The sequence below is a fragment of the Shinella sp. G-2 genome, from assembly GCF_050172695.1.
GTDB lineage: Bacteria > Pseudomonadota > Alphaproteobacteria > Rhizobiales > Rhizobiaceae > Shinella.
In genome coordinates this window covers 1-24,595 of sequence record NZ_JBBEYH010000022.1, presented here as the reverse complement: position 1 = coordinate 24,595, position 24,595 = coordinate 1, and the positions used below count along the sequence as shown (strand labels likewise).

The 24,595-nt window shown below is 66.4% G+C and carries 26 protein-coding genes and 1 pseudogene; 13 read left to right on the top strand and 14 right to left on the bottom strand.

Features of this window, described 5'->3' with window-relative positions; translation table 11 throughout:
* Positions 1 to 14: 14 nt before the first annotated feature.
* Together V8U06_RS23070 and V8U06_RS23065 are read right to left on the bottom strand one after the other, a co-directional pair.
* Positions 15 to 1,040 (bottom strand): histone deacetylase family protein, encoded by a 1,026-nt coding sequence (locus tag V8U06_RS23070; RefSeq protein ID WP_427142683.1) that lies wholly within the window; start codon positions 1,038 to 1,040, stop codon positions 15 to 17.
* A 244-nt stretch (positions 1,041 to 1,284) separates the two neighbouring features.
* Positions 1,285 to 1,695, bottom strand: a complete 411-nt coding sequence (locus V8U06_RS23065; RefSeq protein ID WP_427142682.1) for a hypothetical protein — start codon at positions 1,693 to 1,695, stop codon at positions 1,285 to 1,287.
* Positions 1,696 to 1,822: 127 nt separating this feature from the next.
* Here V8U06_RS23065 and V8U06_RS23060 point away from each other — a divergent pair, with 127 nt between their 5' ends.
* A complete protein-coding gene (locus tag V8U06_RS23060; RefSeq protein ID WP_427142681.1) occupies positions 1,823 to 2,608 on the top strand; it encodes a helix-turn-helix domain-containing protein in 786 nt (261 codons plus the stop codon).
* On the opposite strand, the gene V8U06_RS23055 is transcribed toward V8U06_RS23060, so the two are convergent.
* From V8U06_RS23055 to V8U06_RS23045, 3 genes are read right to left on the bottom strand one after another with little or no spacing between them, the layout of a single operon-like run.
* Positions 2,598 to 2,963: a transporter gene (locus tag V8U06_RS23055; RefSeq protein WP_427142680.1), complete on the bottom strand. Its 366-nt coding sequence runs from the start codon at positions 2,961 to 2,963 to the stop codon at positions 2,598 to 2,600. The two genes, V8U06_RS23060 and V8U06_RS23055, sit on opposite strands and share 11 nt — an antisense overlap.
* Positions 2,960 to 3,667, bottom strand: coding sequence for a class I SAM-dependent methyltransferase (locus tag V8U06_RS23050; protein WP_427142679.1), 708 nt, complete (start codon positions 3,665 to 3,667; stop codon positions 2,960 to 2,962). The genes V8U06_RS23055 and V8U06_RS23050 overlap by 4 nt, the downstream gene beginning before the upstream one ends.
* Positions 3,668 to 3,680: 13 nt before the next feature.
* Positions 3,681 to 4,673 carry a glycosyltransferase gene (locus V8U06_RS23045; RefSeq protein WP_427142678.1) on the bottom strand — a complete coding sequence of 331 codons (993 nt, stop codon included), beginning with the start codon at positions 4,671 to 4,673 and terminating at the stop codon, positions 3,681 to 3,683.
* A 112-nt stretch (positions 4,674 to 4,785) separates the two neighbouring features.
* On the opposite strand from V8U06_RS23045, the gene V8U06_RS23040 reads away from it, so the two are divergent.
* The 3 genes from V8U06_RS23040 to V8U06_RS23030 all read left to right on the top strand — a co-directional run bounded on the left by V8U06_RS23040 (position 4,786) and on the right by V8U06_RS23030 (position 8,857).
* Entirely contained in the window at positions 4,786 to 6,615 is a 1,830-nt protein-coding gene (locus V8U06_RS23040) for a hypothetical protein (protein ID WP_427142677.1), read from the top strand.
* A 63-nt stretch (positions 6,616 to 6,678) separates the two neighbouring features.
* Complete coding sequence (gene xseA, locus V8U06_RS23035; RefSeq protein ID WP_427142676.1) at positions 6,679 to 8,259, top strand: exodeoxyribonuclease VII large subunit; 1,581 nt, start codon at positions 6,679 to 6,681, stop codon at positions 8,257 to 8,259.
* Between the two features lie 7 nt (positions 8,260 to 8,266).
* Positions 8,267 to 8,857, top strand: a complete 591-nt coding sequence (locus tag V8U06_RS23030) for an NAD(P)H-dependent oxidoreductase (protein ID WP_427142675.1) — start codon at positions 8,267 to 8,269, stop codon at positions 8,855 to 8,857.
* Between the two features lie 42 nt (positions 8,858 to 8,899).
* Here the strand turns inward: V8U06_RS23030 and V8U06_RS23025 are convergent, their stop codons facing one another.
* Positions 8,900 to 9,382, bottom strand: a complete 483-nt coding sequence (locus V8U06_RS23025; protein ID WP_427142674.1) for a MarR family winged helix-turn-helix transcriptional regulator — start codon at positions 9,380 to 9,382, stop codon at positions 8,900 to 8,902.
* A gap of 84 nt (positions 9,383 to 9,466) precedes the next feature.
* Between V8U06_RS23025 and V8U06_RS23020 the strand changes: the two genes are divergently transcribed.
* Positions 9,467 to 10,354: an EamA family transporter gene (locus V8U06_RS23020; RefSeq protein ID WP_427142673.1), complete on the top strand. Its 888-nt coding sequence runs from the start codon at positions 9,467 to 9,469 to the stop codon at positions 10,352 to 10,354.
* A 52-nt stretch (positions 10,355 to 10,406) separates the two neighbouring features.
* Here the strand turns inward: V8U06_RS23020 and V8U06_RS23015 are convergent, their stop codons facing one another.
* The 5 genes from V8U06_RS23015 to V8U06_RS22995 all read right to left on the bottom strand — a co-directional run bounded on the left by V8U06_RS23015 (position 10,407) and on the right by V8U06_RS22995 (position 15,008).
* Positions 10,407 to 11,645 carry an aminopeptidase gene (locus V8U06_RS23015; RefSeq protein ID WP_427142672.1) on the bottom strand — a complete coding sequence of 413 codons (1,239 nt, stop codon included), beginning with the start codon at positions 11,643 to 11,645 and terminating at the stop codon, positions 10,407 to 10,409.
* A 61-nt stretch (positions 11,646 to 11,706) separates the two neighbouring features.
* Positions 11,707 to 12,180 (bottom strand): Cys-tRNA(Pro) deacylase, encoded by a 474-nt coding sequence (gene ybaK / locus V8U06_RS23010; RefSeq protein ID WP_427142671.1) that lies wholly within the window; start codon positions 12,178 to 12,180, stop codon positions 11,707 to 11,709.
* Positions 12,181 to 12,297: 117 nt separating this feature from the next.
* Positions 12,298 to 13,503: a 3-oxoadipyl-CoA thiolase gene (pcaF, locus tag V8U06_RS23005; RefSeq protein ID WP_427142670.1), complete on the bottom strand. Its 1,206-nt coding sequence runs from the start codon at positions 13,501 to 13,503 to the stop codon at positions 12,298 to 12,300.
* A 96-nt stretch (positions 13,504 to 13,599) separates the two neighbouring features.
* Positions 13,600 to 14,304, bottom strand: coding sequence for a CoA transferase subunit B (locus tag V8U06_RS23000; protein ID WP_427142669.1), 705 nt, complete (start codon positions 14,302 to 14,304; stop codon positions 13,600 to 13,602).
* Complete coding sequence (locus V8U06_RS22995) at positions 14,301 to 15,008, bottom strand: 3-oxoacid CoA-transferase subunit A (RefSeq protein WP_427142668.1); 708 nt, start codon at positions 15,006 to 15,008, stop codon at positions 14,301 to 14,303. The genes V8U06_RS23000 and V8U06_RS22995 overlap by 4 nt, the downstream gene beginning before the upstream one ends.
* Before the next feature lie 248 nt (positions 15,009 to 15,256).
* On the opposite strand from V8U06_RS22995, the gene V8U06_RS22990 reads away from it, so the two are divergent.
* Together V8U06_RS22990 and V8U06_RS22985 are read left to right on the top strand one after the other, a co-directional pair.
* On the top strand, positions 15,257 to 16,012 hold the full coding sequence (locus tag V8U06_RS22990) for an IclR family transcriptional regulator (RefSeq protein WP_427142667.1): 756 nt from the start codon (positions 15,257 to 15,259) through the stop codon (positions 16,010 to 16,012).
* 60 nt (positions 16,013 to 16,072) lie between these two features.
* Entirely contained in the window at positions 16,073 to 16,723 is a 651-nt protein-coding gene (locus tag V8U06_RS22985; RefSeq protein WP_427142666.1) for a sulfite oxidase-like oxidoreductase, read from the top strand.
* On the opposite strand, the gene V8U06_RS22980 is transcribed toward V8U06_RS22985, so the two are convergent.
* Positions 16,708 to 17,589, bottom strand: a complete 882-nt coding sequence (locus V8U06_RS22980) for a helix-turn-helix domain-containing protein (protein WP_427142665.1) — start codon at positions 17,587 to 17,589, stop codon at positions 16,708 to 16,710. The two genes, V8U06_RS22985 and V8U06_RS22980, sit on opposite strands and share 16 nt — an antisense overlap.
* Before the next feature lie 118 nt (positions 17,590 to 17,707).
* Here V8U06_RS22980 and pobA point away from each other — a divergent pair, with 118 nt between their 5' ends.
* Entirely contained in the window at positions 17,708 to 18,880 is a 1,173-nt protein-coding gene (pobA, locus tag V8U06_RS22975; protein WP_427142664.1) for a 4-hydroxybenzoate 3-monooxygenase, read from the top strand.
* On the opposite strand, the pseudogene V8U06_RS22970 reads toward pobA, so the two are convergent.
* Both V8U06_RS22970 and pcaQ read right to left on the bottom strand, forming a co-directional pair.
* Positions 18,874 to 19,736 (bottom strand): annotated as a pseudogene (locus V8U06_RS22970) (phosphotransferase family protein). The gene pobA and the pseudogene V8U06_RS22970 overlap by 7 nt on opposite strands.
* 30 nt (positions 19,737 to 19,766) lie before the next feature.
* On the bottom strand, positions 19,767 to 20,690 hold the full coding sequence (gene pcaQ / locus V8U06_RS22965) for a pca operon transcription factor PcaQ (protein ID WP_427142663.1): 924 nt from the start codon (positions 20,688 to 20,690) through the stop codon (positions 19,767 to 19,769).
* A 95-nt stretch (positions 20,691 to 20,785) separates the two neighbouring features.
* Between pcaQ and pcaD the strand changes: the two genes are divergently transcribed.
* The 5 genes from pcaD (at position 20,786) to V8U06_RS22940 (ending at position 24,536) form a co-directional block, all read left to right on the top strand.
* On the top strand, positions 20,786 to 21,598 hold the full coding sequence (gene pcaD / locus V8U06_RS22960) for a 3-oxoadipate enol-lactonase (RefSeq protein WP_427142662.1): 813 nt from the start codon (positions 20,786 to 20,788) through the stop codon (positions 21,596 to 21,598).
* Positions 21,591 to 21,995, top strand: coding sequence for a 4-carboxymuconolactone decarboxylase (gene pcaC, locus V8U06_RS22955; protein WP_427142661.1), 405 nt, complete (start codon positions 21,591 to 21,593; stop codon positions 21,993 to 21,995). Before pcaD ends, pcaC begins: the two co-directional genes overlap by 8 nt.
* Before the next feature lie 7 nt (positions 21,996 to 22,002).
* Positions 22,003 to 22,752 carry a protocatechuate 3,4-dioxygenase subunit beta gene (pcaH, locus tag V8U06_RS22950; RefSeq protein WP_427142660.1) on the top strand — a complete coding sequence of 250 codons (750 nt, stop codon included), beginning with the start codon at positions 22,003 to 22,005 and terminating at the stop codon, positions 22,750 to 22,752.
* Positions 22,752 to 23,366 (top strand): protocatechuate 3,4-dioxygenase subunit alpha, encoded by a 615-nt coding sequence (pcaG, locus tag V8U06_RS22945; protein WP_427142659.1) that lies wholly within the window; start codon positions 22,752 to 22,754, stop codon positions 23,364 to 23,366. The genes pcaH and pcaG overlap by 1 nt, the downstream gene beginning before the upstream one ends.
* A 111-nt stretch (positions 23,367 to 23,477) precedes the next feature.
* Positions 23,478 to 24,536 carry a 3-carboxy-cis,cis-muconate cycloisomerase gene (locus tag V8U06_RS22940; protein ID WP_427142658.1) on the top strand — a complete coding sequence of 353 codons (1,059 nt, stop codon included), beginning with the start codon at positions 23,478 to 23,480 and terminating at the stop codon, positions 24,534 to 24,536.
* Positions 24,537 to 24,595 lie beyond the last annotated feature (59 nt).

Sequence of the window (24,595 nt, the reverse complement as noted above, 5' to 3'; positions counted from 1 at the left end):
AATTGATGCTGGCGTCAGCCTGCAATGCCCTTCAGCGTGTTGGCGACGTTGAGGCCGATTTCCGGCACGCCGTAGCCGCCTTCCATGACGACGAGCACGGGCACACCGCTCGCTGCGACCGCGCGCCCCATCGTAATATAGTCCGGCGAGGTGAGCTTGAAGAAGGAAATCGGATCCTTCTCGAAGGTATCGACGCCGAGCGAGAGCACGATGACCTCCGCGCCGAAGGCGGCAATGCGCTTCAGCGCATCGTGAAGGGCGGCCTCCCAGACGGCATAGGGCGTGCCGGGCGCCATCGGATAGTTCTGCGTGGTGCCCGCGCCCGCGCCCTTGCCGGTCTCTTCCGCATAGCCGAGGAAATGCGGGAAAGCTTCGGCAGGATCGCCGTGCAGCGAGGCGAAGAAGACATCGCCGCGCTCGTAGAAGATATCCTGCGTGCCGTTGCCATGGTGGAAGTCGACATCAAGCACGGCAACCTTCCTGGCGCCCTTGTCGAGGAAGCGCTGGGCGGCGACGGCGGCATTGTTGATGAAGCAGTAGCCGCCGAAGCTGTCGATGCCGGCATGGTGGCCCGGCGGACGGCAGAGCGCAAAGGCAGCCTTCTGGCCGCCCGCGACGATATCGGCCGCCGTCAGCGCCGTCTGCATGGAGGAGACCGCCGCCTGCCAGGTGCCGGGCGAGATCGCCGTTTCGGCGGCGTTGCAATAGTAGCCGAGCAGGCCGTCGATCTGCGTCGGGATGCGCGGCGAGGTGCGACGCACGGGGAAGGACGTGGCGATGGCCTCACCATTGTAGCCCGCGGCCTTCCACTGGTCCCAGGCCGTTTCGAGGAAGGCGAGATAGCCGGCGTCCTGTACCTTCAACGCGGTTTCGAGGCCGTGAAGCTCCGGCGCGGCGACATCGGTGAAGCCCGCGTCCTTGACCGCGGCGAGGATCCATTCGGCCCGGAACGGCGCCTCGAAGGGCGGCACCAGCTCGCCGCCGTACAACTCGCTGCGGGCGTTCCTGAGCTTGTGGTCTTCGGAAAAGATAACGCGCATGTCGGGCTCCCAATCTTCTTTCGGGCGCGACGGTAGTGCATTTTTGACAGAAGGGGAATCTCTCCTGCGGGGTAGGTTGATACCATGCGGCAGGACCACAGGGCCGCCTTTTCCGCCTCCCGCAAGACCACGGAAGGACGCATAATTTCTCTCAGGGTGGAGACAACCGCCCGCGCCTGCCCCGGACGCCGCTTATGGCGAGGGGGGACAGGCGCAGGTTTCGGCTTTTCTGGTCTCTACGGGCTCACGCGAAGGCGGCACGCTGCTGGCGGCCGAGACCGATCTGCTTGAGGAGCAGGATATCGGCGACCGCCACCGCGGCAACCGCGATGAGGCCGACACCTGTCAGGGTCAGTCCGTCCCGGGCGAAGAGCAGAACGGCGATGCTGCCGAGCACCCAGAGGGCGTCGCCCGTCATGACGAAGCGCACGGCGGCAGGCGATGGCCGTTCCTGCCGGCCGACCGCGAGGTGGAATGCGCCCCAGAGCAGGAAGAAGACGGCAAAGCCGGTGACGAGGGCAGGCGCCGCATGCGGGCCGACGAGAGCACCGATCGGACCGGCGAAGACGAGAAGGCCAAGACCGGTCACGAGAGAGAAGACACCGTCGGCAAGCATGACGGATTTCAGGAGATTGCGGTTGAGCGTGGCGAACATGATGGGCTCCTTTCGTTGTCGATGGGCCAATCCTGCCGATGCCGCCGCGGCAAACCAATTACCTTCAAGGTAATGGAAATCATGCCCGCCCTCCTGTTTAGTGCGCCGATCACGCAGGGAGACGGATATGGAATTCGGCGAACATCTCAAGGAATGGCGGGGCCACCGGCGCATGAGCCAGCTGGAACTGGCAAACGAGGCCGGCATTTCCGCCCGTCATCTCTCCTTCCTGGAAACCGGCCGTTCGCGTCCTTCCGAAGGCATGATCCTGCGGCTCTCCTCCGTGCTGGACATTCCCGCACGTGACCAGGGGCTGCTCTTCTCCGCCGCCGGGTTCAGGCCGCGCTTCGCCACCACGCCGGCCGGAAGCCTTTCGGCCTTTCCGCCCGCCGTGGCAGAGGCCATCGGCCTCATCCTTGCCCGGCACGATCCCTATCCCGGCGTCGTCTTCGACCATGAATACAACGTGCTGACGGCCAATCCGGCCTTTCTCGACCTTGCCGGAATGGCGGGCATCGCGGTCTCGCCGGGCGACAATTTTCTCGATGCCTATCTCGGCCCGACGCCGCTGCGCTCCATCGTCGTCAACTGGGCGCAGTCGGCGGCCGATCTCGTGCACCGCATCCGTGCCGAGGCCTGGCTGCAGGGGCCACGCAGCCCGCTCCTGAAACGCATCGAGCGGCTGGCGGCGGCGAACGACATAAAGGCGGCGCTCGCCGCCTTTCCGGAGAGCGAGCGGCTGCCGGTGCTGCCGATCGAGATGAAGATCGGCACGAAACACTTCAACTGGATCACCACCCTCACCTCCTTCGGCTCGACGCAGGATGCGCTGGTGCAGGGCGTTCTGATCGAAAGCTTCTTCCCGGCCGATGCCGGGACAAGGGCTCATTTCGAGGGCGATGTCAGCCGTTGATGACGAGCATGCCGCCGACGATGAGAAAGGCGCCGAGCGCGTAGCGCAGCGTCAGGGCCTCGCCGAGAAAGACGCTGGCGAGCAGCGGCACGAAGCAGAAGGTGAGCGCCATGAAGGAATAGCCGATCGTCAGCGGCACCGCCTTCAGCACGAAGATCCAGATGATCGTGCCCGTGCCGTAGATGGCCAGCGCCGCCAGCAGCAGCGGATTGAGCATCAGCGCGGCAAGGCCCCTGACGCCGAAATCGCCCGTCATGCCGCTCGTCAGCTTGAAGAGCACCTGGCCTGCCGCGATCATCAGCGGCGTGCCCAGCAGGCCGGCCCAGATGGCGGGGCTGTAGCCGCCCGTCGTCACGCGTCGGCCTCCGCGCGGTCTTCCATGTAGAAGATGTCGCGGCCGATATCGACGCAGACATGGCGCGGCGGCACCGGATGCACCGCGCGCAGGAAGGAATGCGTGTAGGGGAAGAAGTTGAAGTGCGGATTGAAGCTGTAGCGGTATTCCCGTTCGCGCGGCACGACGATGATCAGACGGCGTCGGGCGATGCGGCGCAGCTCGGCGATGGCCTTGCGATACTCCAGCACGTGCTCGATGACATGGGTGCAGACGACCGTATCGAACTCGCCATCGGCGAAGGGCAGGGATTCGATCATGGCGGCGACATATTCGACGCCATCGATGCCGGCGGCATCCTCGACGACGAAGTCGACGCCCGTCAGGCGCGCAAGGCCCGGATTGCCCGTCTTGATATGGCGGAGCAGCGCGCCCGTGCCGCAGCCGACATCGCAGACGCTGCCGCCGACGACGGAGGCGACGATGCGGTCGATGCAGGCCTGCGAATTGTCCGTACCGGCATGGACACGCGGATGCTCGCGGTAGAGGTCCTCGTATTCGGCGGGCGTAAGGAAGGGCGCGCGTTCACGGAATTTCGCGAGCTTGGTGATGTGCTTGCCCCAGACGAGACTCGCGGCCTGCCGGAACAGCGCGGAATCGCGCAGGATCGGCGGCAGCACATCCTCGATCACGAAGCGGATGCGATTGGTGGTTTCGCGGTTCATGAAGCGGTCCTGTTCAGGCAGCGAGGTGGTGCGTCGTCTTTTCCGGCGCCCTGCGGGCGGTGCGCGCATGCCGGCCCATGGGCAGGCTCATATAGTGGATGCGCAACTGCTCGGCGCGGGCGCGGGCGAGCGAATCGAGGATGAGACCGGCGGAGAAGACGAGGAAGGAGATCATCATCAAGGCCAGCGAGAAGACCCAGGTCGGCATGCGCTCGACGAGGCCTGTCTGGAAATAGGCCATCAGAACGGGAGCCATGAAGACAAGGCTCATCGCGAGGAAGCCGCCGCTGATGGCGCCGAAGAAGGTGAAGGGCCGCGTTTCCTTCATCAGCATGGCGAACATCCAGAGGATCTTCGCGCCATCGCGGAAGGTGGAGAGCTTGGAATGGGAACCCTCCGGGCGGCGACCGTAGTCCAGCTCCAGCTCGGCGACCGGCAGGCGCAGCCGCGAGGCATGCACCGACATTTCCGTCTCGATCTCGAATCCGCCCGAGACGGCCGGGAAGCTCTTGGCGAAGCGGCGCGAAAAGGCGCGGTAGCCGGAGAAGATGTCGGAGAAATCGTTGCCGAAGAGCGAGCGGAACAGCGTGTTGAAGACGCGGTTGCCGAAGGCGTGGCCCTGGCGGCCGGCATCGGCATGCACGCCGCGGCGCGTGCCGACGACCATGTCGGCGCCCTCGGTGATCAGCGTGCGGATGAGCTCCGGCGCATCCGAGGCGGCATAGGTGCCGTCGCCGTCGGCCATGATGTAGATATCCGCCTCGATATCGGAAAACATGCGGCGCACCACATTGCCCTTGCCCTGGCGGCGCTCGCGCACGACCGTCGCGCCGGCGAGCGCGGCACGCAGCGCGGTCGTATCGGTGGAATTGTTGTCGTAGACATAGATGCGCGCCATGGGCAGCGCCGCACGGAAGCCGGTCACGACGTCGCCGATCGTCTGCGCCTCATTGTAGCAGGGTAGCAGGACGGCGATATCGAGGTCTTCCAGCAAGGCTTCCGTCATGGGTTCGTTCTCCCGGGCGGATCGCCTCATGCGACCCTCGGTTTTACTATTTCTTGAGAAGGTTAAGGCTAGGTTTCGGCTGGCTTCAAACCGGCGGACGAGAGGGCGAAACGTGTCGGAATCCCTGCCTGCGGCATTGCCGCTCGCGCAATTGCAGACACCGCCGCACAAGGAGGGCCTGACGCTGCGCGTGCTCGCCTTCTACAGCCTCGCCGCGATCCTTCTTCTGCTGGCCCTGAAACTGCCCTTCGCCACAGACTATGTCGGGTCGGACAATGACGACGTGATGCGCCTCGTCATGGTGCGCGACCTGCTTTCCGGCCAGGGCTGGTTCGACACGACCCAGTACAGGCTCGGCCTTGCCGGCGGCACGCCGATGCACTGGTCGCGCTTCGTCGACCTGCCGATCGCCAACCTGATCAGCTTCTTCTCGCTGTTTGCCGACCAGCGGCAGGCCGAGGCCATCGCGCTGACGATCTGGCCGGTGCTGCTCACCGTGCCGGTGCTCTGGGGCATGGGGCTCGCCGCCTTCCGCCTGGGCGGCACGATGGCGATGCATGCGGCGCTGCTGCTGACGGCCATTTTCGTCGTCTCGCTCAACCGGTTCCAGCCGGGCTCCATTGACCATCACAACGTCCAGCTCGCGCTGATCGCCGGCATCACCGCCATGCTGCTCGATCCGCAAAGGCGCGCGCGCGACCATGCCGTCGCCGGCGTGCTTGCCGGTCTTGCCATCGCCATCGGCGTGGAGACGACACCGCTGATCGGCGCCGTCTGCCTGATCGTCGCGCTGCGCTGGCTGTGGCTCGGCGCGGATTTCCGCGCCGCCGCGGCCGCCTTCGGCCTGGCCCTGGCACTCACCGTCACGGTCTCCTTCTTTGCCACCGTCGCCCCCGCGCATTACAGCCAGGTGACCTGCGACAGCCTTTCCTACGGGTTCTATGCCCTGGCGACGCTCGGCGGCGGCGTGCTGTTCCTGACCGTCTCCCTCGCCGGCGGACAACCCTTCGGCCGCCGGCTCGCCGCCCTCGCGGGCGCCGGCCTTGTCATTGCCGTTTCGGTCCTTGCCATTGCGCCCGGCTGCCTCGGCAATCCGCTCGACACGCTCGACCCGCTGCTCAAGACCTTCTGGCTTTCCGGCATCGTCGAGGCGCAATCGGTCCTCGCGCAGTTCCGGCTCGAACCCGCCTCCGTGGGCGCCTTCTATGCGCCGGGCCTCACCGCCATGCTGGTCTGCCTCTGGCGCATCCGACGCGGACAGGCGGCCGAGGCGCACGGGACGATACTGGTCCTGCTCGCCGTCGCCTTCGCCGTGGCGCTTCTGCAGATCCGCGGGGCGATCTTCTCCAACATGCTGTCCACCGTACCGCTCGGCTACGCCATCGCCGATCTGCGTCGTGCCGCCAATGCCGCGCCGAAGAATTTCAAGGTCGCGCTTGCCTTCATCGGCCTCACCCTGGCCTCCGTTCCCGCCAGCTGGGCGCTTGCCGGCGCGCTCCTGCCGGGCTCTTCGCAGGACCTGCTGCGCGTGGAATTCACCGACGCGTCCGGAATTCCGTCCTGCACCGCGGAAACCTCCATCGCGCCGCTGGCCGCCGAACCCGCCGGCGTGGTCTCGGGCGCCTCCGATCTCGGCGCGCCGATCCTGCGCTACACCCGGCACCGTGCCCTTTCCGGACCCTATCACCGCAACCAGGGCGGCATGCTGACGGAGTTGCATATCGGTCTTTCCAACCCGCATCAGGCGGAAGCCTTCATCCGTGGTGCGGGCGTAACGCTGCTGGCCTTCTGCGAAAACGACACGCAGGTGCATATGGTCGCCAAGGCCGAGCCCGAAGGCCTCTATGCCGATCTCCTCAAGGGCAAGGTGCCCGCCTATTTGGAGCCGATGGCAGGCACGGAGCGCGCGCTGTTGCGGCTCTACCGGGTGCGGCCGGAATAAGCCTGCTGGGGATGCCGCCCGGCGCGCCCTGTCATCGGCCGCCAAACGCACTACACTTGCCCCATGAGCTTCTTTTCCGAGACTGATTCGCCCAGCAATCTTGCCGAATATTCGGTGTCGGAGCTTTCCGGCTCCATCAAGCGCACCGTCGAGCAGGCCTTCGACCAGGTGCGCGTGCGCGGCGAGATTTCCGGCTATCGCGGGCCACATTCCTCGGGACACGCCTATTTCTCGCTGAAGGACGACCGGGCGCGCATCGACGCCGTGATCTGGAAGGGCAGCTTTTCGCGCCTCCGCTTCAAGCCCGAAGAGGGCATGGAGGTGATCGCCACCGGCAAGATCACCACCTTCCCCGGTTCCTCGAAATACCAGATCGTCATCGAGACGCTGGAGCCGGCCGGCGCCGGCGCGCTGATGGCGCTGCTGGAAGAACGCCGCCGCAAGCTTGCCGCCGAGGGCCTGTTCGATGCGGAGCGCAAGAAACCTCTGCCGTTCCTGCCCCGGGTCATCGGTGTCGTCACCTCGCCGACCGGCGCCGTCATCCGCGATATCCTGCACCGTATCTCCGACCGCTTCCCGGTCCACGTGCTCGTCTGGCCGGTGAAGGTGCAGGGCGAAGGTTCGGGGCAGGAGGTGGCGGCCGCCATCGAAGGCTTCAACACGCTCGATCCCTTCGGCCCGATCCCGAGGCCCGACGTGTTGATCGTCGCGCGCGGCGGGGGAAGCCTGGAAGATCTCTGGAGCTTCAACGACGAGATCGTCGTGCGCGCCGCCGCCGCTTCCACAATCCCGCTGATCTCGGCCGTCGGCCACGAGACTGACTGGACGCTGATCGACCATGCGGCCGACCGGCGCGCGCCGACGCCGACAGGGGCCGCCGAAATGGCTGTGCCCGTGAAGGCGGATCTCGACGCCGAGGTCGCCTCGCTCACCGCGCGGCTGCGCGGAGCCACGGCCCGGCAGATGGACAATCGCCGGCAGGGCGTGCGCGCCCTTGCCCGCGCCCTGCCCTCGCTCGACCAGCTTCTCGCCCTGCCGCGCCGCCGTTTCGACGAAGCCGCCGCCGGCCTTGGCCGCGGCCTGCAGATGAACACGCTGGGCAAGCGCCGCGCCTTCGAGCGCACGGCGGCGCATCTTCGTCCCGACATGCTGCTGAGCCGTATCGCCGAGCGGCGGCAACGCGTGGCGGACCGGCTGCTGCGGGCCGAGCGCATCGTCGAGCGGCGGCTCGACCAGCTTCGCGCCCGGCTCTCCGCCTTCGACGTGTCGCTGCGCGCGACACCGGCCCGCATCAAGGCGCAGACGGAACGCTCCGGCGACCGGCTGAGGGGCCTTACGCTGCGCGCCGAAAGCGCGCTGGCCGGCGACCTTGCCCGCCGCCGCGCGCTGCTGCAGGCACAGGACCGCATGCTGCAATCGCTCTCCTATCGCAACGTGCTGAAACGCGGCTATGCGCTGGTGCGGGACGAGGAAGGCGCGCCGGTGAAGGGCGCGGCGGATCTCGGCCCCGGCCGCGCCATCGCCATCGAGTTCGCCGACGGCACGGTGGAAGCCGTTACGGGATCGGGCGGCGGCACGCCGCGCAGGAAGCCCGCCAAGGGGGAAGCGGAGAAACCCGCCGCCCGCCAGGGCTCGCTGTTCTGAGGCCGTCATGCGCATCCTCGTCGTGCTCGCCCATCCGCTGGAAGAGAGTTTTGCCGCAGGCGTGGCGGAGACGGTTTGCCGCAAGCTGACGGCGAACGGCCACACGGTCGACCGGCTCGACCTCTACCGCGAGGGCTTCGATCCACGGCTGACGCCCTCCGAACGGTCGCGCTATTTCGAGCCCGGCTATGACCCCGGCGAGGCCGAGCCCTTCGTCTCCCGCCTGAAGCAGGCGGATGGGCTGGTGCTGGTCTTTCCGCAATGGTGGTTCAATTTCCCGGCTATCCTCAAGGGGTTCTTCGACCGGGTCTTTGCGCCCGGCATCGCCTTCGAGAACGACCCCGCCGGCGGGCGTATCCAGCCCCGGCTCGGCAATATCCACCTCTTCTGGACCTTCACCACGACGGGGTCGCCCTGGTGGGTGGTGCATCTCTACATGGGCAATCCGGTGCGGCGCCTGCTGAAACGCGGCATTGCCGCCTTTTGCGCCAAGGGGCTCGATTTCAAGATGGTCAATCTCTACGACATGGACCGCATCGGCGACGGCGAGCGCAAGGCGCATCTGGCGCGGGTGGAAAGGCTTGTCGACCGGATCTGACTGGTCGAGGCAGACGGGCGCAAAGCGCTCATCGCGGCCCTTCTATTCGAACTCCGCCAGAAATTTCCGCAACAATCCGTCGAGCGCCGCGCGCTCTTGCGCATCCAGCCCGCCGAGAAGGCGGTGCTGGTTTTCGACATGGGCGGTCACCGTCTCGTCCACCAGCTGAAATCCCTTGGACGTCAGCGCGATGATGACGCCGCGGCGATCCTCGGGATTGTCGCAGCGCTCGACGAGACCGGCCTTTTCCAGCTGGTCGAGCCGGTTGGTCATGGTGCCGGAGCTGACCATGGTGGTGGCGATGAGGTCGCCCGGCGAGAGACGATAGGGCGGGCCGGAACGGCGCAGCGTCGCCAGCACGTCGAAACTGGCCGAATTGAGCCCGTGCGCGGCCAGCGTTCTTTCGATCTCGCGGCCAAGATGGGTGCGCAGGCGCGCCACGCGGCCGAGCAGGCCCATCGGCCCGACATCGAGGTCCGGCCGCTCGCGGTTCCATTGTTGCAGAATTCTGTCGACGTGATCCATGGTCCGACTAAAGGCGGAAATTATCTTGACGTCAAGATATAATGAACTATCTTGATCTCAAGATTCTTTGATTGGAGATAATCCATGTCCCGCTCCGCCGATATCCTTCTCACCGCGACCGCGCCCGCCATCTGGGGCAGCACCTATATCGTGACCACGCAATTGCTGCCGGCCGGCTATCCGCTGACCGTCGCCATGCTCCGCGCGCTGCCCGCCGGGCTTCTCCTTCTGCTTTTCGTGCGGGAACTGCCCAAGGGCATCTGGTGGCACCGCACGCTGCTGCTCGGCGCGCTGAACTTCTCGTTCTTCTGGGCAATGCTCTTCGTCTCGGCCTATCGCCTGCCCGGAGGGGTGGCGGCGACGGTGGGCGCCATCCAGCCGCTCATCGTGCTCGGCCTGTCGCGCGCGGTGATGGGCACCGCGATCCGGCCGCTCTCGGTTCTCGCCGGCCTTGCCGGCATCGGCGGCGTCGCGCTGCTAGTGCTGACGCCCGCCGCGAGCCTCGACCCCATCGGCATCGCTGCGGGCCTTGCCGGCGCGGTTTCCATGGCCTTCGGCACGGTGCTGTCGCGCCATTGGCAACCGCCGGTGCCGCCGCTGACCTTCACCGCCTGGCAGCTCACAGCCGGCGGCCTGCTGCTGGTGCCCGTCGCCCTGTTCCTCGAGCCGTCACTGCCGATGCCGACGGCGAACAACCTTCTCGGCTTCGTCTATCTCGGCCTCATCGGCGCGGCCCTGACCTATATCGTCTGGTTCCGCGGCCTTGCGCGGCTCGGCCCGGCGGCGATCGCGCCGCTCGGTTTCCTCAGCCCCCTCGTCGCCGTCGTGCTCGGCTGGGCCCTCCTGGGGCAGGACCTCAGCCCGCTGCAGATCGCCGGCATGGCGGTGGTGCTGGGCAGCGTCTGGCTGAGCCAGCGGGCGCAGGCCGCGCCTGACGCCTCGGCCGACGCCCGGCCCCAGCCGGCCCATTGAAAAAGGGCCGGCATCCAGGATGCCGGCCTTCATGCTTGTCTTCAGGAACGGGTTATGCCCATTCCCCCGCGCGCATGACCGGCGTGCGGCTGCCATCGGCGCGCACGCCGTCGATATCCACCTTGTCGGAGCCGATCATCCAGTCAATGTGAATGAGGCTTTCATTGCCGCCCTGCGCGCGGATCTGTTCCGGCGAAAGGCTCGCACCGTCGAGGAAGCACTTGGAATAGCACTGGCCGAGCGCGATGTGGCAGGAGGCATTCTCGTCGAACAGCGTGTTGTAGAAGAGGATGCCGCTGGCCGAGATCGGCGAGGAATGCGGCACCAGCGCCACTTCGCCGAGCCGGCGTGCGCCCTCGTCCGTATCCAGCACCTTGTTCAACACGGCCTCGCCCTTCGAGGCCCTGGCCTCGACGATGCGGCCGCCCTCGAAGCGAACCTGGATATCGTCGATCAGCGTGCCCTGGTGGGAGAGCGGCTTTGTGGAGGAGACATGGCCCTCGACGCGCAGGGCATGCGGCGTCGTGAAGACCTCTTCCGTCGGGATGTTCGGGTTGCAGGTGATGCCGTTCTTGGCCGTGGAGGCGCCGCCGTGCCATTCGTGGCCATCGGCAAGGCCGACCGTGAGGTCCGTGCCCGGTCCCTTGAAATGGAGCGCCGAGAAGCGCTGGCCGTTCAGCCAGGCAGAGCGCTTGGCAAGATTGGCATTGTGCATCACCCAGGCCGCGACGGGATCGGCGACATCGACGCGGGAGGCGGCGAAGATGGCATTGGCGAGTTTTTCGACCGCCACGGCTTCCGAATCGTTCGGGAAGACCTGCTTTGCCCAGGACGGATTGGGATAGGAGACGATGTTCCAGTTGATGTCGAAATTGGCGATCTTCTCCAGCGCCGGCTTGTAGGCCATGGAGTTGGCCTTGTTGGCGCGCGCGACCTTGGCAGGGTCTTCCCCCGAGAGCAACATCGGATTGTCGCCGGCGATGGCAAGGCGCGCGGCGCCATTGGCATAGGCCTTGGCCATGCCCTCGTAGAGCCAGTCCGTCGCGCGGTCGAAGCTTTCGTCCGGCGCGTGGCGGTAGCGGGCGAGCGTCGCCTCCTCGTCGGCATAGAAGGTGCTGACGAGACCGGCGCCGGCGATATAGGCGTGTTTGGTGATGAGGCGGACGAGCGGCAGCGCGGCAATGGGCGCGGTCATCACGAGGTCCTGCCCCTTCTGGAGCTGGAGGCCGACGCGCACGGCGACTTCGGCAAGTTTTTCGAGCTTTTGCGGATCGACGGAAGGATTGGTCATAACAGCCTGCTTTCTGAAATCGATGACGGGAACTTAGTGCGCCGGGCGGCGAATGAGAAGGTCAGGCGATGACGGATGCGGCGATCGCCTTGAGCGCCGCCACCACGTCGCGCGGGGAAAGCCGCACCTGAAGACCGCGCTGGCCGCCGTTCATGTAGACGGCGTCATGCGCCAGTGCCGCTTCCTCGATGGCGGTCGGCACCTGCTTCTTCTGGCCGAAAGGGCTGATGCCGCCGACGACATAGCCGGTCAGTCGCTCGGCATCGGCCGGCTTCATCATGTTGGCCGACTTGCCTTTGAAGGCGCTCGCCAGCTTCTTCATGCTGACCTCGCGATCCGAGGGCACGATGACGCAGACCGGCTTGCCGTCCACTTCCGCCATCAGCGTCTTCAGGACGCGCGCCGGATCCTCCCCCAGCGCCTCGGCAGCCTGGATGCCGACGCGGTCGGCATTGGGGTCGTAATCATAGGTGTGGACGGTAAAGGAGACGCCGGCCTTGGCGAGGGCCTGGGTGGCGCGGGTGGTTTTGGACATGGCGGGCCGTCATCGAAACGAAACTAACGGTTCGCATGGGTGCAGGAGCGGGGGCGGCGTGTCAATGCGCCTGGGAGGGTTGCCCTCACCGGCCGTCGCCCCGCCGGACGAGACGCCTCAAACCCGCTCCAGCGCCACCGCGATGCCCTGGCCGACGCCGATGCACATGGTCGAGAGCGCGCGCCTGCCGCCGGTCACGTGCAGTTCCAGCGCCGCCGTGCCGGTGATGCGGGCGCCCGACATGCCGAGCGGATGGCCAAGCGCAATGGCGCCGCCATTGGGATTGACCTGGCGTGCATCGTCGGCGAGGCCGAGTTCGCGCAGCGTGGCAAGGCCCTGCGAGGCGAAGGCCTCGTTGAGTTCGATGACGTCGAAATCGGCCGGCGTCAGGCCGAGGCGGGCGCACAGACGCTGCGTGGCATAGACGGGACCGATGCCCATGATGCGCGGCGGAACGCCGGCCATGGCACCGCCGAGGATGCGGGCGATGGGGGTGAGGCCGTATTTCTTCACGGCCGCCTGCGAGGCGACGATCAGCGCCGCCGCACCGTCATCGACACCAGAGGCATTGCCCGCCGTCACCGTGCCGCCTTCCTTGCGGAAGGGCGTCGGCAGCCTGGCGAGCGCCTCCAGCGTCGTTGCGCGCGGATGCTCGTCCTTCTCCACGAGGGCCGGATCACCCTTGCGCTGCGGGATGGTAACGGGCGTGATCTCCCTGGCCAGCCGGCCATTCGCCTGCGCCGCCGCCGCCTTTTCCTGCGAGCGGAGGGCGAAGGCGTCCTGATCCTCACGCGAGATGGAAAAATCTTCCGCGACGTTCTCGCCGGTCTCCGGCATGGAATCGACGCCGTACTGCTTCTTCATCACCGGATTGATGAAGCGCCAGCCGATGGTCGTGTCGTGGATTTCCGCGCTGCGCGAAAAGGCCGTCTCGGCCTTGGGCAGGACGAAGGGCGCGCGGCTCATGCTTTCCACGCCGCCGGCGACGATCAGTTCCGCCTCGCCGGCCTTGACGGCTCTGGCGGCGGCGATGACGGCATCCATGCCGGAGCCGCAGAGGCGGTTGATCGTCGTGCCGGAAACGCCGACGGGAAGGCCGGCGAGCAGCAGGGACATGCGCGCGACATTGCGGTTGTCCTCGCCCGCTTGATTGGCGCAGCCGAAGATGACGTCGTCCACCGCGTCCCAGTCGATGCCGGCATTGCGCGCGATCAGCGCCTTCAGCGGAATGGCGCCGAGATCGTCGGCCCGGACGGAGGAAAGCACCCCGCCGAAGCGACCGATGGGCGTGCGGATATAGTCGCAGATATAGGCGTCGGACATGACGATCCCCTAAGAGCATGACCGGACATGCTCTAAATTTTTTTGTTTTCGTTTGTCTTTTCGGGAAAATCGGTTCCCACTTTTCCCTGACAAACTCTAGAGTTCCGGCACGACGAGGTCGGCAACGGGGCCATCGATGTGGAGTTTCGCGCCGGTCATGGCCTGCACCTCATCAATCGTCATACCGGCCAGTTTCTCGCGCAGCACGAAGCGGCCGCCCGAGACGTCGACGACGGCGTGGCTGGTATAGATGCGGGTGATGCAGCCGACGCCGGTGAGCGGGAAGGTGCAGCGTTCGACCAGCTTGGGCTCGCCGTTCCTGGTGACGTGTTCGGTGATGACGACGACCTGCTTTGCGCCATGCACGAGATCCATCGCACCGCCGACGGCCGGTACGCCCTTGGCGCCGACGCGCCAGTTGGCAAGGTCGCCGTTCTGCGCCACCTGGTAGGCGCCGAGGATGGCGACGTCGAGATGCCCGCCGCGCACCATGGCGAAGCTGTCGGCATGGTGGAAGAAGGCCGAGCCCGGCTTCAGCGTCACCGCCTTCTTGCCGGCATTGATCAGGTCCCAGTCCTCCTCGCCCGCCGGCGGGGCTTCGCCGAAATCGAGAATGCCGTTTTCCGTGTGGAAGATCGCCGCGCGTCCCTCCGGCTGGTAGCGGGCGACCATTTCGGGAAAGCCGATGCCGAGGTTCACATAGGCGCCGTCGGCGATGTCCTGCGCGGCACGCCAGGCGATCTGGGCATTGGAGAGCTTGATGTCTTCGCGTGTATCGATCGGGTTTGCTGCGGGGCTCATGCGTAGGCCACTCCTGCGCGGATGAGGTCTTCTTCCTGCCTGGGGGCGGCGACCTCGACGAGACCGTCGACGAAGATGCCGGGCGTGACCACCTGTTCGGGATCGATGCCGCCGGGCGGCACCAGACGGCTGACCTGCACGATGGTCCGCGCCGCCGCCATGCACATCAACGGGCTGAAATTGCGGGCGGCCTTGTTGTAGGTGAGGTTGCCATGCGTATCGCCCGTCCTGGCCTTGATGAGGGCGACATCGGCCTTCAGCCAGCGTTCCTGCACATACATGCGGCCTTCGAATTCGGCGACCGGTTTGCCCTCCGCCAGCTCCGTGCCGAAACCCGTCGGGGTGTAGAAGGCGGGAATGCCGGCGCCGCCGGCGCGGATGCGCTCGGCGAGCGTGCCCTGCGGCACCAGTTCCAGTTCGATTTCGCCGGCCAGGTATTTTTCCGTGAAGGCGCGCGGATCGGAGGAGCGCGGGAAGGAGCAGATCATCTTGCGCACCATGCCGGCGTCGATCATCGCGGCGATGCCGATACGGCCATTGCCGGCATTGTTGTTGATGACGGTAAGGTCCCTTACCCCCGTGTCGATGAGCGCGTGGATCAGCTCGATCGGCGCGCCGGAGCCGCCGAAACCGCCGATCATCACCGTCGCGCCATCGCCGATGCCGGACACGGCCTCCGCCAGACTTGAGATGCTCTTGTCCATGCCAATCTCCCGATGTCGGCAAGAGAGGTAAATCCGAAGGGGAAAAGCGGCAATCCATTTTGTGCGTTATTTGACATTTGTTCAATATACGCACAAAATGAGAGAGAGAAGCGGGATGGATTTGAACGCGACCTCGCATCCTCTCACCGTCATCCTTGGCCTTGACCCAAGCGGCACCCACAAAGTGCGGATGCTCGGGTCAAGCCCGAGCATGACGGAGGAAAGGTCGCGATCGGAAAGGGCGGAAGATGCGAGAAACGGACTTCATCGGCGGCTTCGCCAAGGGCCTCCGGGTCATCGAGGCCTTCGGCGAGACGAATCCGCGGCTCACCATCACCGATGTCGCCAGGGAGACCGGCCTCGACCGGGCGACGGCACGGCGCTGCCTGCTGACGCTCGCCGAACTCGGCTATGCCACCTATGACGGCAAGTTCTTCGCGCTGACGCCGAAGATCCTCCGGCTCGGTCATGCCTATCTCTCGGCAACGCCGCTGCCGGGGCTGGTGCAGCCCCATCTCGACCGGCTGTCGGAGGCGGTGGGGCAGAGCGCTTCGGTCTCCGTGCTCGACGGCACCGAGATCGTCTATGTCGCCCGCGCGGCGCAGAAGCGGGTGATGTCGATCAGCCTGACGCCGGGTTCCCGCCTGCCCGCCTATTGCGCCTCGATGGGACGCGTGCTGCTGGCGGCCCTGCCGGACGCCGAGGCGCGCGCCATCCTCGAGGCCTCCGACCTTCAGGCAAACACGCCCTTCACCAAGACCGAGCCCGATGCGCTGCTGGCGGAGCTTTCCCGTGTCCGCGGGCAGGGCTACGCGCTGATCGACCAGGAACTGGAACTCGGCCTGCGCTCCATCGCCGTGCCGCTGGAGAACGCCCGGGGGCGGATCGTCGCAGCACTCAATATCGGTGCGCCCGCCGCCCATGCGGAGGCCGAGGAGATGGTGGCGCGCTATCTGCCGGCCATGCGCGACGTGCAGGCGGCGCTGAGGCCGGTGCTGAGCTGATCGATCCTTGACAATCCGCAAGCCGCGCCCCCACCTTTTGCGTTGCAACAGGAGGCCGCCATGCGCGAGGACGAAAACAAGCTCACCCGCACCAAGCGCCGCTGGGCGGACGAGGGGAAGTTCCTGACGGGCCGCATCACCCGGCCGGAAACCGATCGCCTGCCGCCCGGCCAGCATCTCGTGAAGGACTGGCCGGTGCTCGATCTCGGCCAGCAACCGGTGATCCGCCCGGAAACCTGGCGGCTGGACGTGAAGGGCGGGGCGGAAAACCCCTCCTCCTTCGGCTGGGCGGATTTCCTCGCCTTGCCACAGAGCCAGAAACGCTCCGACATCCATTGCGTGACCACCTGGTCGCGCTACGACAACCGCTGGGAGGGCGTTACGACCCGCGATCTTCTCGAAGTCGTGATGCCGCGCGCCGAGGCCGCTTTCGTCATGCTGACGAGCTATGACGGCTATACGACCAACCTGCCGCTGGCCGACTTCGCCGCCGAAGACGCCATTCTCGCCACCCACTGGGAGGGCCAGCCGCTGTCGGTCGCCCATGGTGGGCCGATGCGGCTCGTCGTGCCGCATCTCTATTTCTGGAAAAGCGCCAAGTGGCTGACGCGCATCGATTTCCTGCCCGGCGACCAGGCGGGCTTCTGGGAGCGCAACGGCTATCACATGCGCGGCGACCCCTGGGCGGAAGAACGTTATTCCGACGACTGAGCCGCCAGCCGCCCCCGCTCGGCGAGCCGGAAGGCGCGCGGCGTCTGACCGGTCTCGCGCAGGAACGCGCGGGAGAAATAGGCCGGATCGGCAAAACCGAGGCGCAGCGCGATCTCCTGCGCCGGGATGTCGGTGAAGACGAGATCGCGTCTGGCCTCGTCGATCCGCTTGCGGGCGATATAGGCATGCGCCGTCAGCCCGGTCGCCGCCTTGACGATGCGGTTGAGGTGGGTGGGCGAGACGCCGAGTTCCTGCGCATAGAAGTTCGCCGGCTTCTGGTCGCGGAAATGCTGCTGGACGAGGCCGTTCAAATGCTCCATGCGCCGCGCCGCCGCATCCGCGCCTTCGTCCGGTTCCGAGCGGCTCCAGAGCCGCGCCGCCAGCGCCAGCACCGTCGTCAGATAGGCCTCCATCAGATCGGTGCGTCCGCCCTGGCGCCCCCTCCATTCGGCGGCAAGCCGCGTCAGGGTCGACAGAACGAAGGCACCGTCGGGATCGCGCGGATCGAGCGGCGTCACCCGCGGCGCCGCGGCAAAGCGCGCCGCCGTGCCGGAAAGCCTCAGATGCGAGGCGAGCATGGTGAAGACATAGCCGTCGATATCGCGCGAGAAGCGAAACCCGTGGCCGAGGGCCGGCGGCACCGTGACGAGGGCGCCGGGAACCAACATCCGCCTCTCCGCGCCGAACAGCGCATCGCCCGATCCGGCGGAAATGTACAGGATCTGGAAAAAGCTTTCGTGCCGGTGCAGGCCGATCTCGTAGCGATGCAGGCTGCTGCGCGACGGGATCGTTTCGCAATGCAACCAGAAATCCGGCGCATTTCCCGCCCGTTCGCCATAGAGCTCATAGGTCGGAACGGGTTTCATCGGCCTCGTGCTTCCGGTTCGCGATGTTCGATTTGTACAAGCCGAGGATCGATCCGTCCATTGCCCGGCGCCGGTCTTCTCGCCGAAACTTTGCGAAATGCCAGTTCGGGAGGGAAACATGCGCGTTCAGGTCGTCATCATCGGTTCAGGTCCGTCCGGCCTGCTGCTCGGGCAGTTGCTCGGCAATGCGGGCATCGAGACGGCCATTCTCGACCGGTCGAGCCGCGCGCATATCCTCGGCCGCGTGCGGGCCGGCGTGCTGGAAGAAGGCACGGCCCGGCTGATGGACGCGGCCGGCGTCGGCGCGCGCATGCGGGCCGAAGGCCTGCCGCACGACGGCTTCTCGCTCGCCTATGACGGGCGCGACCACCGCATCGATCTCTTCGACCTGACCGGCGGCAAGCGTGTGCTCGTCTACGGCCAGACAGAACTGACCCGCGACCTGATCGAACAGCGCGAAAAAGACAGCCGGCTAACGATCTACGAGGCCAGCAACGTGACGCCCCACGCCTTCGACGGCGAGACACCCTATGTGACCTACGAGACGGACGGCGTGGCCCACCGTATCGACTGCGACTTCATCGCAGGCTGCGACGGATTTCACGGGGCGAGCCGCAAGGCGGTGCCCGAAGGCGCGATCCGCACCTTCGAGAAGATCTATCCCTTCGGCTGGCTCGGCATTCTCGCAGACGTGCCGCCGGTCAGCGACGAGCTCATCTATGCCAATCATCCCCGCGGCTTTGCGCTCTGCTCGATGCGCTCGCACACCCGCAGCCGCTACTACATCCAGTGCGCGCTGGACGAGAAGATCGAGGACTGGAGCGACGCGCGCTTCTGGGACGAACTGCGCCGTCGCCTGCCCGTCCACCATGCCGAGGCGATGGTGACGGGGCCGAGCTTCGAGAAATCCATCGCGCCGTTGCGCTCCTTCGTCGCCGAGCCGATGCGTTTCGGCCGGCTCTTCCTTGTCGGCGACGCCGCCCATATCGTGCCGCCGACCGGCGCCAAGGGTCTGAACCTTGCCGCAAGCGACGTGCACTACCTCTTCCACGGGCTTCTGGAACACTATCAGGACCGATCGAGTGCCGGCATCGACGCCTATTCTGCCAGGGCGCTTGCCCGGGTCTGGAACGCCGTGCGCTTCTCCTGGTGGATGACGACCATGCTGCACCGTTTCCCCGATACCGGCGATTTCGACCAGAAGATCCAGGAAGCGGAACTCGACTACCTCACCCATTCCCGCGCCGCCGAAACGGTGCTGGCGGAAAACTATGTGGGTCTCGCCTACTGACGCGCCCAGGCGGCGACCGAGGCGATCATCGTCGCATGGTGTTCCGGCGCGTCGGCAAGGGCCGCAAGCTCCCAGAGGCGATGGACGCCGGTCAGGAGATGAATGCGGGCGCGGTCGAGCATCCGGCCGGTCAACCGTTCATAGCCGGCGACGATGCGCGCGGTAAGATCCGGACTGATGAAGTTGGAATAGATGAAATCCTGATGCAGCGGACCGAAGCCGGAATCGGCGAAGTCGTAAACGCCGTTGAGCCGCTGCGCGTCGTGATCGAAAGCCATGTTCCAGCCGTGGCCGTCGAAGAAGCCGTAGGTGTCTCCATGGGGATCCGGCGGCAGGGCACGCCAGCCGGCGAGGGTTTCCTCGGCGAAGCCTGCAGATGCGCGGGCAGCAGCGACAGGGCTTTGTCCGCAATCGTCTCCGCCGGCAGCCAGCGCTCGACAGGCAGCGCCCCGGCGGCAGCCATCCCGGTGCGGTCCAGTGCATGGAGATCGGCATAGAAGCGGGCAAGCTCATCACCCAGCACCTGCCGCGCCGCCTCCGGCAGGGCCTCGTATCCGACCGTTTCCAGATGCGCGCCGGGAATGATCGCATGTTCGGAAAAGAGCGGCGTACCCTCATGCAGGCACAGGGCCGGCACGCGCATCGTCACATGCGGGCGCAGGGCGGCCAGGATCGTCGCCTCGCGGCGCAGCGCCCGTTCCGCCTCCTCGCCCTGCGGGAACTTGAAGACAAAACACGCATCCACCGCCACGGCATGCGAATGCCAGCCGCCCGGCAGCGACCGGAAGACAGCGCCGGCAAGGTCGGGGCGAGCGGCAAGGGTCGCGTCGCGGAAAAGAGCAAGGTCGCTGGCCATGAGCCTTCGTAGCGGAGGGGCGGCGGGTGCTCAAGCCGCGGGCGCGACCTTGCCGGCGACCTCGCGGATCGTCTGCATGAGGATGGCAAGCGGCATGGACGGCACCGCGTCGGCGCGCATGGTAAGACCGACGGGGCCTTTCGTGCCGCCGGTGTCAATCGGCAAGGCGGCGAGCTTGCCCTCGGCGATATCGGCCGCCACCACGCCTTCGGAGATGATCCAGATCGCGTCGCTCTCGCGCACGAAGGCGCGGCCGAAGGCATCGGAAACCGTATCGATCTGGTTCGGCAGGCCGGCAATGCCGTTGGCGATGAGGAAGCTTTCGACGAAGGGACGGATGATCGAGCCGCGTGTCGGCATCAGCACCGGATAGGCGTCGAGCCCGGCAAAGGCCGCGCCGGCAGCCAGCAACGGATGGCCGGCGCGCACGCAGAACACCACCCTCTCCGAATAGAGATGCTCGAAGGAGAAGCCGGTCATCTTCTCCGGCGCGGCGAGGCGGCCGACGACGAGGTCGAGGTCGCCGACGCGCAACTGCTCGAGCAACACGGCATTCTCGCCGGTGACGATTTTTATGCGCGCGCCGGTGCCGGCTGCCAGGAACAGCCGCATCGCCTGCGGCATGATGCGCGTGGAGGCGGTGGGCAGCGCGCCGATGCGCACCGGCACCGCATCGCCCGACAGCGCCTGCGAGACGGAATCGAAGCCCTGGCGCAGCGCCGTCAGCGCCGCACCGGCATGCTTCAGGAAGACCTCGCCGCTGCGGGTGATCTTGATGCCGCGGCCGTCGCGTTCGAAGACGGCGACACCCAGAACCTCCTCCAGCTCACGGATCGTCTTGGTCACGGCGGGCTGGCTGACATGGAGAAGCTCGGCCGCCTTCATGACGCTCTTCTGACGCGCCACCTCGACAAAGGTCTGGAGATGGCGGAACTTGATGCGGCTATCGATCATGGGTTTCATAACCCTCAAGTTAATGAAATGGCGCAAAATATCATTTTACCTAACCAGATCAACAGGCCATTCTGCAGGAACAAGAGGAACGCCCCGTGCAATTCGCCACCGTCAACGACGTCATCCTGCATCACCAATTGATCGGCGGCCCCGTCGGCCGGCCCGTCATCGTCTTCGCCAATTCGCTCGGCACCGATTTCCGCATCTGGCGCGACGTGGTGGTGCGCCTTGCGGGCGATTTCCCCATCATCACCTACGACAAGCGCGGCCATGGCCTGTCCGATCTCGGCCAGGTGCCCTATTCCATCGACGACCATGTGCTGGACCTTGCCGCCCTGCTCGACCGGCTCGCCGTCCGCGACGCGGTGATCTGCGGCCTCTCCGTCGGCGGCATGATCGCACAGGGACTGGCCGCCAGGCGCCCGGACCTCGTGAAGGGCCTCGTCCTGTGCGACACCGCGCACAAGATCGGTACGGCCGACATGTGGAACGCCCGCATCGAGAGCATCGAGACGAAGGGTATCGAGAGCCTTGTCGATGCGGTCATGGCGCGCTGGTTCACCCCGGCCTTCCGCCGCCCGGAGAACGCCGCCTATCACGGCTACCGCAACATGCTGACGCGCCAGTCCGCGGTCGGCTATGCCGCGACCTGTGCGGCGCTGCGCGATGCCGATCTGACCGAATCCACCCGCCACCTCACCGTGCCGACGCTTTGCGTCGTCGGCGACCAGGACGGCTCGACGCCGCCCGATGTCGTGCTTTCCATGGCCAAGCTGATTGCCGGTGCGCGCTACGAGGTCATCAAGGACGCCGGGCACATTCCCTGCGTCGAGCAGCCGGAGATCCTGAGCGAGATGATCCGTGCCTTCATCGACACCCTTCCTGCCGGAGACGCCTCCCATGGCTGATGCCGCCACACCATCGGAACGCTACCGGCAGGGCATGGCGACCCGTCGCGCAGTGCTGGGCGAGGCCCATGTCGAGCGCGCCACCGCTGCCGCCACGACCTTCGACCAGCCGTTCCAGGAGCTGATCACCGAAGGCGCCTGGGGCACGGTCTGGTCGCGGCCGGGCTGGACGAAACGCGAGCGCTCGATGGTGACGATCGCGCTGCTCGCCGCCCTCGGCCATGACGAGGAAGTGGCGATGCATGTGCGGGCGACCGCCAATACCGGCGCGAGCCGCGAGGACATCGCCGAGGCGCTGCTGCATGTGGCGATCTATGCCGGCGTGCCGGCCGCCAATCGGGCGATCAAGGTCGCCAAGCAGGTCTTTGCGGACATGGATGCGGAAACGGCGGCTTGAGGCAGATATGACGGATCTTTCCAACAAGAAGCCCGAGACGGGCGCCTTCTTCTCGCGCGACCGGCTCTGGCATCCGCCGGGCCTGACCCCCGGTTACAAGACGTCCGTGCTGCGCTCACCGCAGAAGGCTTTGCTCTCGCTCGACGGCACGATCTCGGAGATCACCGGCCCGGTTTTCGGCCATTCCATGCTGGGCGAGCTCGACAATGACCTGATCCACAATTTCGCCCGTCCTGGCGAGAGCGCCATCGGCGAACGCATCATCGTGCACGGACGGGTGCTTGACGAGCGGGCGCGGCCGCTGCCCGGCGCGCTCCTGGAATTCTGGCAGGCCAATGCCGGCGGGCGCTATCGCCACAAGAAGGAAAGCTATCTCGCCCCGCTCGACCCCAATTTCGGCGGCTGCGGGCGCACCATTACCGATGCGGACGGCCACTACGCCTTCCGCACCGTCAAGCCCGGCCCCTATCCCTGGCCGAACGGCGTCAACGACTGGCGGCCAGCGCATATCCATTTTTCCGTCTTCGGCCACGGCTTTGCCCAACGGCTGATCACGCAGATGTATTTCGAAGGCGACCCGATGATCTGGAAGTGTCCCATCGTGCAGACGATCCCGGACAAAGCGGCGGTGGAGCAGCTCGTGGCGGCGCTCGACTGGGGCAACACGATCCCCATGGACGCGCGCGCCTACAAGTTCGACATCGTGCTGCGCGGCCGCCGCTCGACGCTGTTCGAGAACCGGATGGAGGGCAACTGATGGTCCAGCCGCTCGGATATCTCAAGGAAAGCCCGTCGCAGACCGCGGGGCCCTATGTCCATATCGGCCTGACGCCCAACCATGCCGGCATTGCCGGCGTCTATGACGGCGACCTCGGCGCGACGATGGTGAACGAGAAGACGCTCGGCCGGCGCATCACCATTACCGGCCGCGTGCTCGACGGCACCGGCACGCCGCTGAAGGATGCCCTGGTCGAGATCTGGCAGGCGGACGCCGCCGGCCTCTACAACAGCCCTTCGGAACTGCGCGGCAGCGCCGATCCGAACTTTCCCGGCTGGGGGCGCTCCGCCACCCATGGCGAAACCGGCGAATACCGCTTCGAGACGATCAAGCCTGGCCGGGTGCCTTTCCGCAACGGCCGGCCGATGGCGCCACATATCTGCTTCTGGATCGTCGCCCGCGGCATCAATCTCGGCCTCAACACGCGAATGTATTTCAGCGACGAAGCGGCGGCCAATGCCGAGGATCCGGTGCTGGCGCGCATCGAACACCGCGTGCGCGTGCCGACGCTGATCGCGCCGGTGGACGGCGATGCCTACCGTTTCGACATCCATCTGCAGGGCGAGAAGGAAACGGTGTTCTTCGATATTTGAGGCGGCCTGGCCGGGGATGGCCTATAGTAAATCGCCCGCACGGGGCGTGGATCCTCGGCCCGGGCCCGGGAATTCCTTCCAGACCGACCGTCCATCCGGAAAGAGCGCTCCATGACCGTCTCGCCCTTCGATCATCCCTATCTCTCCGGCCTTCTCGGCGACGAGGAGGTGTCGTCGCTGTTCTCCGCGGCGGCGGAACTGGAAGCCATGCTCGCCTTCGAGGTGGCGCTGGCGAAAGCCGAGGCTGCGGCGGGCATCGTTCCGACCGAGGCCGTGCAAGCCATCGAAAGCGCCGCGCATCGTTTCTCGCCGGATGTCGCAGCGCTTCGCGCGGCAACCGCGCGGGACGGGGTCGTGGTGCCCGAGTTTGTGCGGCAACTGCGGGCCGCCGTCGGCGAGCCGCACGCAAGGCATCTGCATTTCGGGGCCACCAGCCAGGATGTCATCGACTGCGGCCTGATGCTGCGCCTGTTGCGTGTCCTCCCCCTGCTGGAAGACCGGATGGATGGATTGATCGGCATGCTCGCCGCACGCTCGGCGACCTCAGGCACGCGTGCCCTGATGGCGCGCACGCGCATGCAGGCGGCAATTCCCATCACGGTGGCCGACCGCCTGCAATCCTGGCGCCTGCCGCTGGAGCGTGTTGCCGAACGGCTTCAGATCTTCACCTTGGAGGGCTTGGCCGTGCAATTCGGCGGCGCGGCGGGCACGCTGGAGAAACTTGGCGACAAGGGACTTGTCGTGCGCGCGGCACTCGCCGACGCGCTCGGACTTGCCGACGCACCGCAATGGCACAGCCAGCGCGACCGCATGCTGGACCTTGCCGGCCTGTTCGCCGCCATCACGGGCAGCCTCGGCAAGATCGGGCAGGACATCGCCCTGATGGCCGATCGCGGCGACGAAATCGTGCTCGCCGGCGGCGGCGCGTCCTCGGCCATGCCGCACAAGCAGAACCCGGTCACCGCCGAAATGCTGGTGACGCTTGCGCGCTTCAACGCCGCGCAGCTCGGCGGGATGGCGCAGGCGATGGTGCACGAGCAGGAGCGCTCCGGCGCGGCCTGGACGCTGGAATGGCTGATCCTGCCGCAGATGGCGGTCGCCTGCGGCACGGCCCTGCGGCGCGCCGACACCCTGTTTTCGTCCATGGAAGAGATGGGAGCAGACACCTAGGACGGATCGACATTCACTGCATCCATATCATCGCTGCGATGAGGTGAATGAAGCCCGAG

What these genes read in the sequence shown, in the direction of transcription:
- V8U06_RS23070 (WP_427142683.1), bottom strand. Translation starts at nt 1,040, where the DNA reads ATGCGCGTTATCTTTTCCGAAGACCACAAGCTCAGGAACGCCCGCAGC.
- V8U06_RS23065 (WP_427142682.1), bottom strand. Translation starts at nt 1,695, where the DNA reads ATGTTCGCCACGCTCAACCGCAATCTCCTGAAATCCGTCATGCTTGCC.
- V8U06_RS23060 (WP_427142681.1), top strand. Translation starts at nt 1,823, where the DNA reads ATGGAATTCGGCGAACATCTCAAGGAATGGCGGGGCCACCGGCGCATG.
- V8U06_RS23050 (WP_427142679.1), bottom strand. Translation starts at nt 3,667, where the DNA reads ATGAACCGCGAAACCACCAATCGCATCCGCTTCGTGATCGAGGATGTG.
- V8U06_RS23045 (WP_427142678.1), bottom strand. Translation starts at nt 4,673, where the DNA reads ATGACGGAAGCCTTGCTGGAAGACCTCGATATCGCCGTCCTGCTACCC.
- xseA (WP_427142676.1), top strand. Translation starts at nt 6,679, where the DNA reads ATGAGCTTCTTTTCCGAGACTGATTCGCCCAGCAATCTTGCCGAATAT.
- V8U06_RS23030 (WP_427142675.1), top strand. Translation starts at nt 8,267, where the DNA reads ATGCGCATCCTCGTCGTGCTCGCCCATCCGCTGGAAGAGAGTTTTGCC.
- V8U06_RS23025 (WP_427142674.1), bottom strand. Translation starts at nt 9,382, where the DNA reads ATGGATCACGTCGACAGAATTCTGCAACAATGGAACCGCGAGCGGCCG.
- V8U06_RS23020 (WP_427142673.1), top strand. Translation starts at nt 9,467, where the DNA reads ATGTCCCGCTCCGCCGATATCCTTCTCACCGCGACCGCGCCCGCCATC.
- V8U06_RS23015 (WP_427142672.1), bottom strand. Translation starts at nt 11,645, where the DNA reads ATGACCAATCCTTCCGTCGATCCGCAAAAGCTCGAAAAACTTGCCGAA.
- ybaK (WP_427142671.1), bottom strand. Translation starts at nt 12,180, where the DNA reads ATGTCCAAAACCACCCGCGCCACCCAGGCCCTCGCCAAGGCCGGCGTC.
- pcaF (WP_427142670.1), bottom strand. Translation starts at nt 13,503, where the DNA reads ATGTCCGACGCCTATATCTGCGACTATATCCGCACGCCCATCGGTCGC.
- V8U06_RS23000 (WP_427142669.1), bottom strand. Translation starts at nt 14,304, where the DNA reads ATGAGCCCCGCAGCAAACCCGATCGATACACGCGAAGACATCAAGCTC.
- V8U06_RS22995 (WP_427142668.1), bottom strand. Translation starts at nt 15,008, where the DNA reads ATGGACAAGAGCATCTCAAGTCTGGCGGAGGCCGTGTCCGGCATCGGC.
- V8U06_RS22990 (WP_427142667.1), top strand. Translation starts at nt 15,257, where the DNA reads ATGCGAGAAACGGACTTCATCGGCGGCTTCGCCAAGGGCCTCCGGGTC.
- V8U06_RS22985 (WP_427142666.1), top strand. Translation starts at nt 16,073, where the DNA reads ATGCGCGAGGACGAAAACAAGCTCACCCGCACCAAGCGCCGCTGGGCG.
- V8U06_RS22980 (WP_427142665.1), bottom strand. Translation starts at nt 17,589, where the DNA reads ATGAAACCCGTTCCGACCTATGAGCTCTATGGCGAACGGGCGGGAAAT.
- pobA (WP_427142664.1), top strand. Translation starts at nt 17,708, where the DNA reads ATGCGCGTTCAGGTCGTCATCATCGGTTCAGGTCCGTCCGGCCTGCTG.
- pcaQ (WP_427142663.1), bottom strand. Translation starts at nt 20,690, where the DNA reads ATGATCGATAGCCGCATCAAGTTCCGCCATCTCCAGACCTTTGTCGAG.
- pcaC (WP_427142661.1), top strand. Translation starts at nt 21,591, where the DNA reads ATGGCTGATGCCGCCACACCATCGGAACGCTACCGGCAGGGCATGGCG.
- pcaH (WP_427142660.1), top strand. Translation starts at nt 22,003, where the DNA reads ATGACGGATCTTTCCAACAAGAAGCCCGAGACGGGCGCCTTCTTCTCG.
- pcaG (WP_427142659.1), top strand. Translation starts at nt 22,752, where the DNA reads ATGGTCCAGCCGCTCGGATATCTCAAGGAAAGCCCGTCGCAGACCGCG.
- V8U06_RS22940 (WP_427142658.1), top strand. Translation starts at nt 23,478, where the DNA reads ATGACCGTCTCGCCCTTCGATCATCCCTATCTCTCCGGCCTTCTCGGC.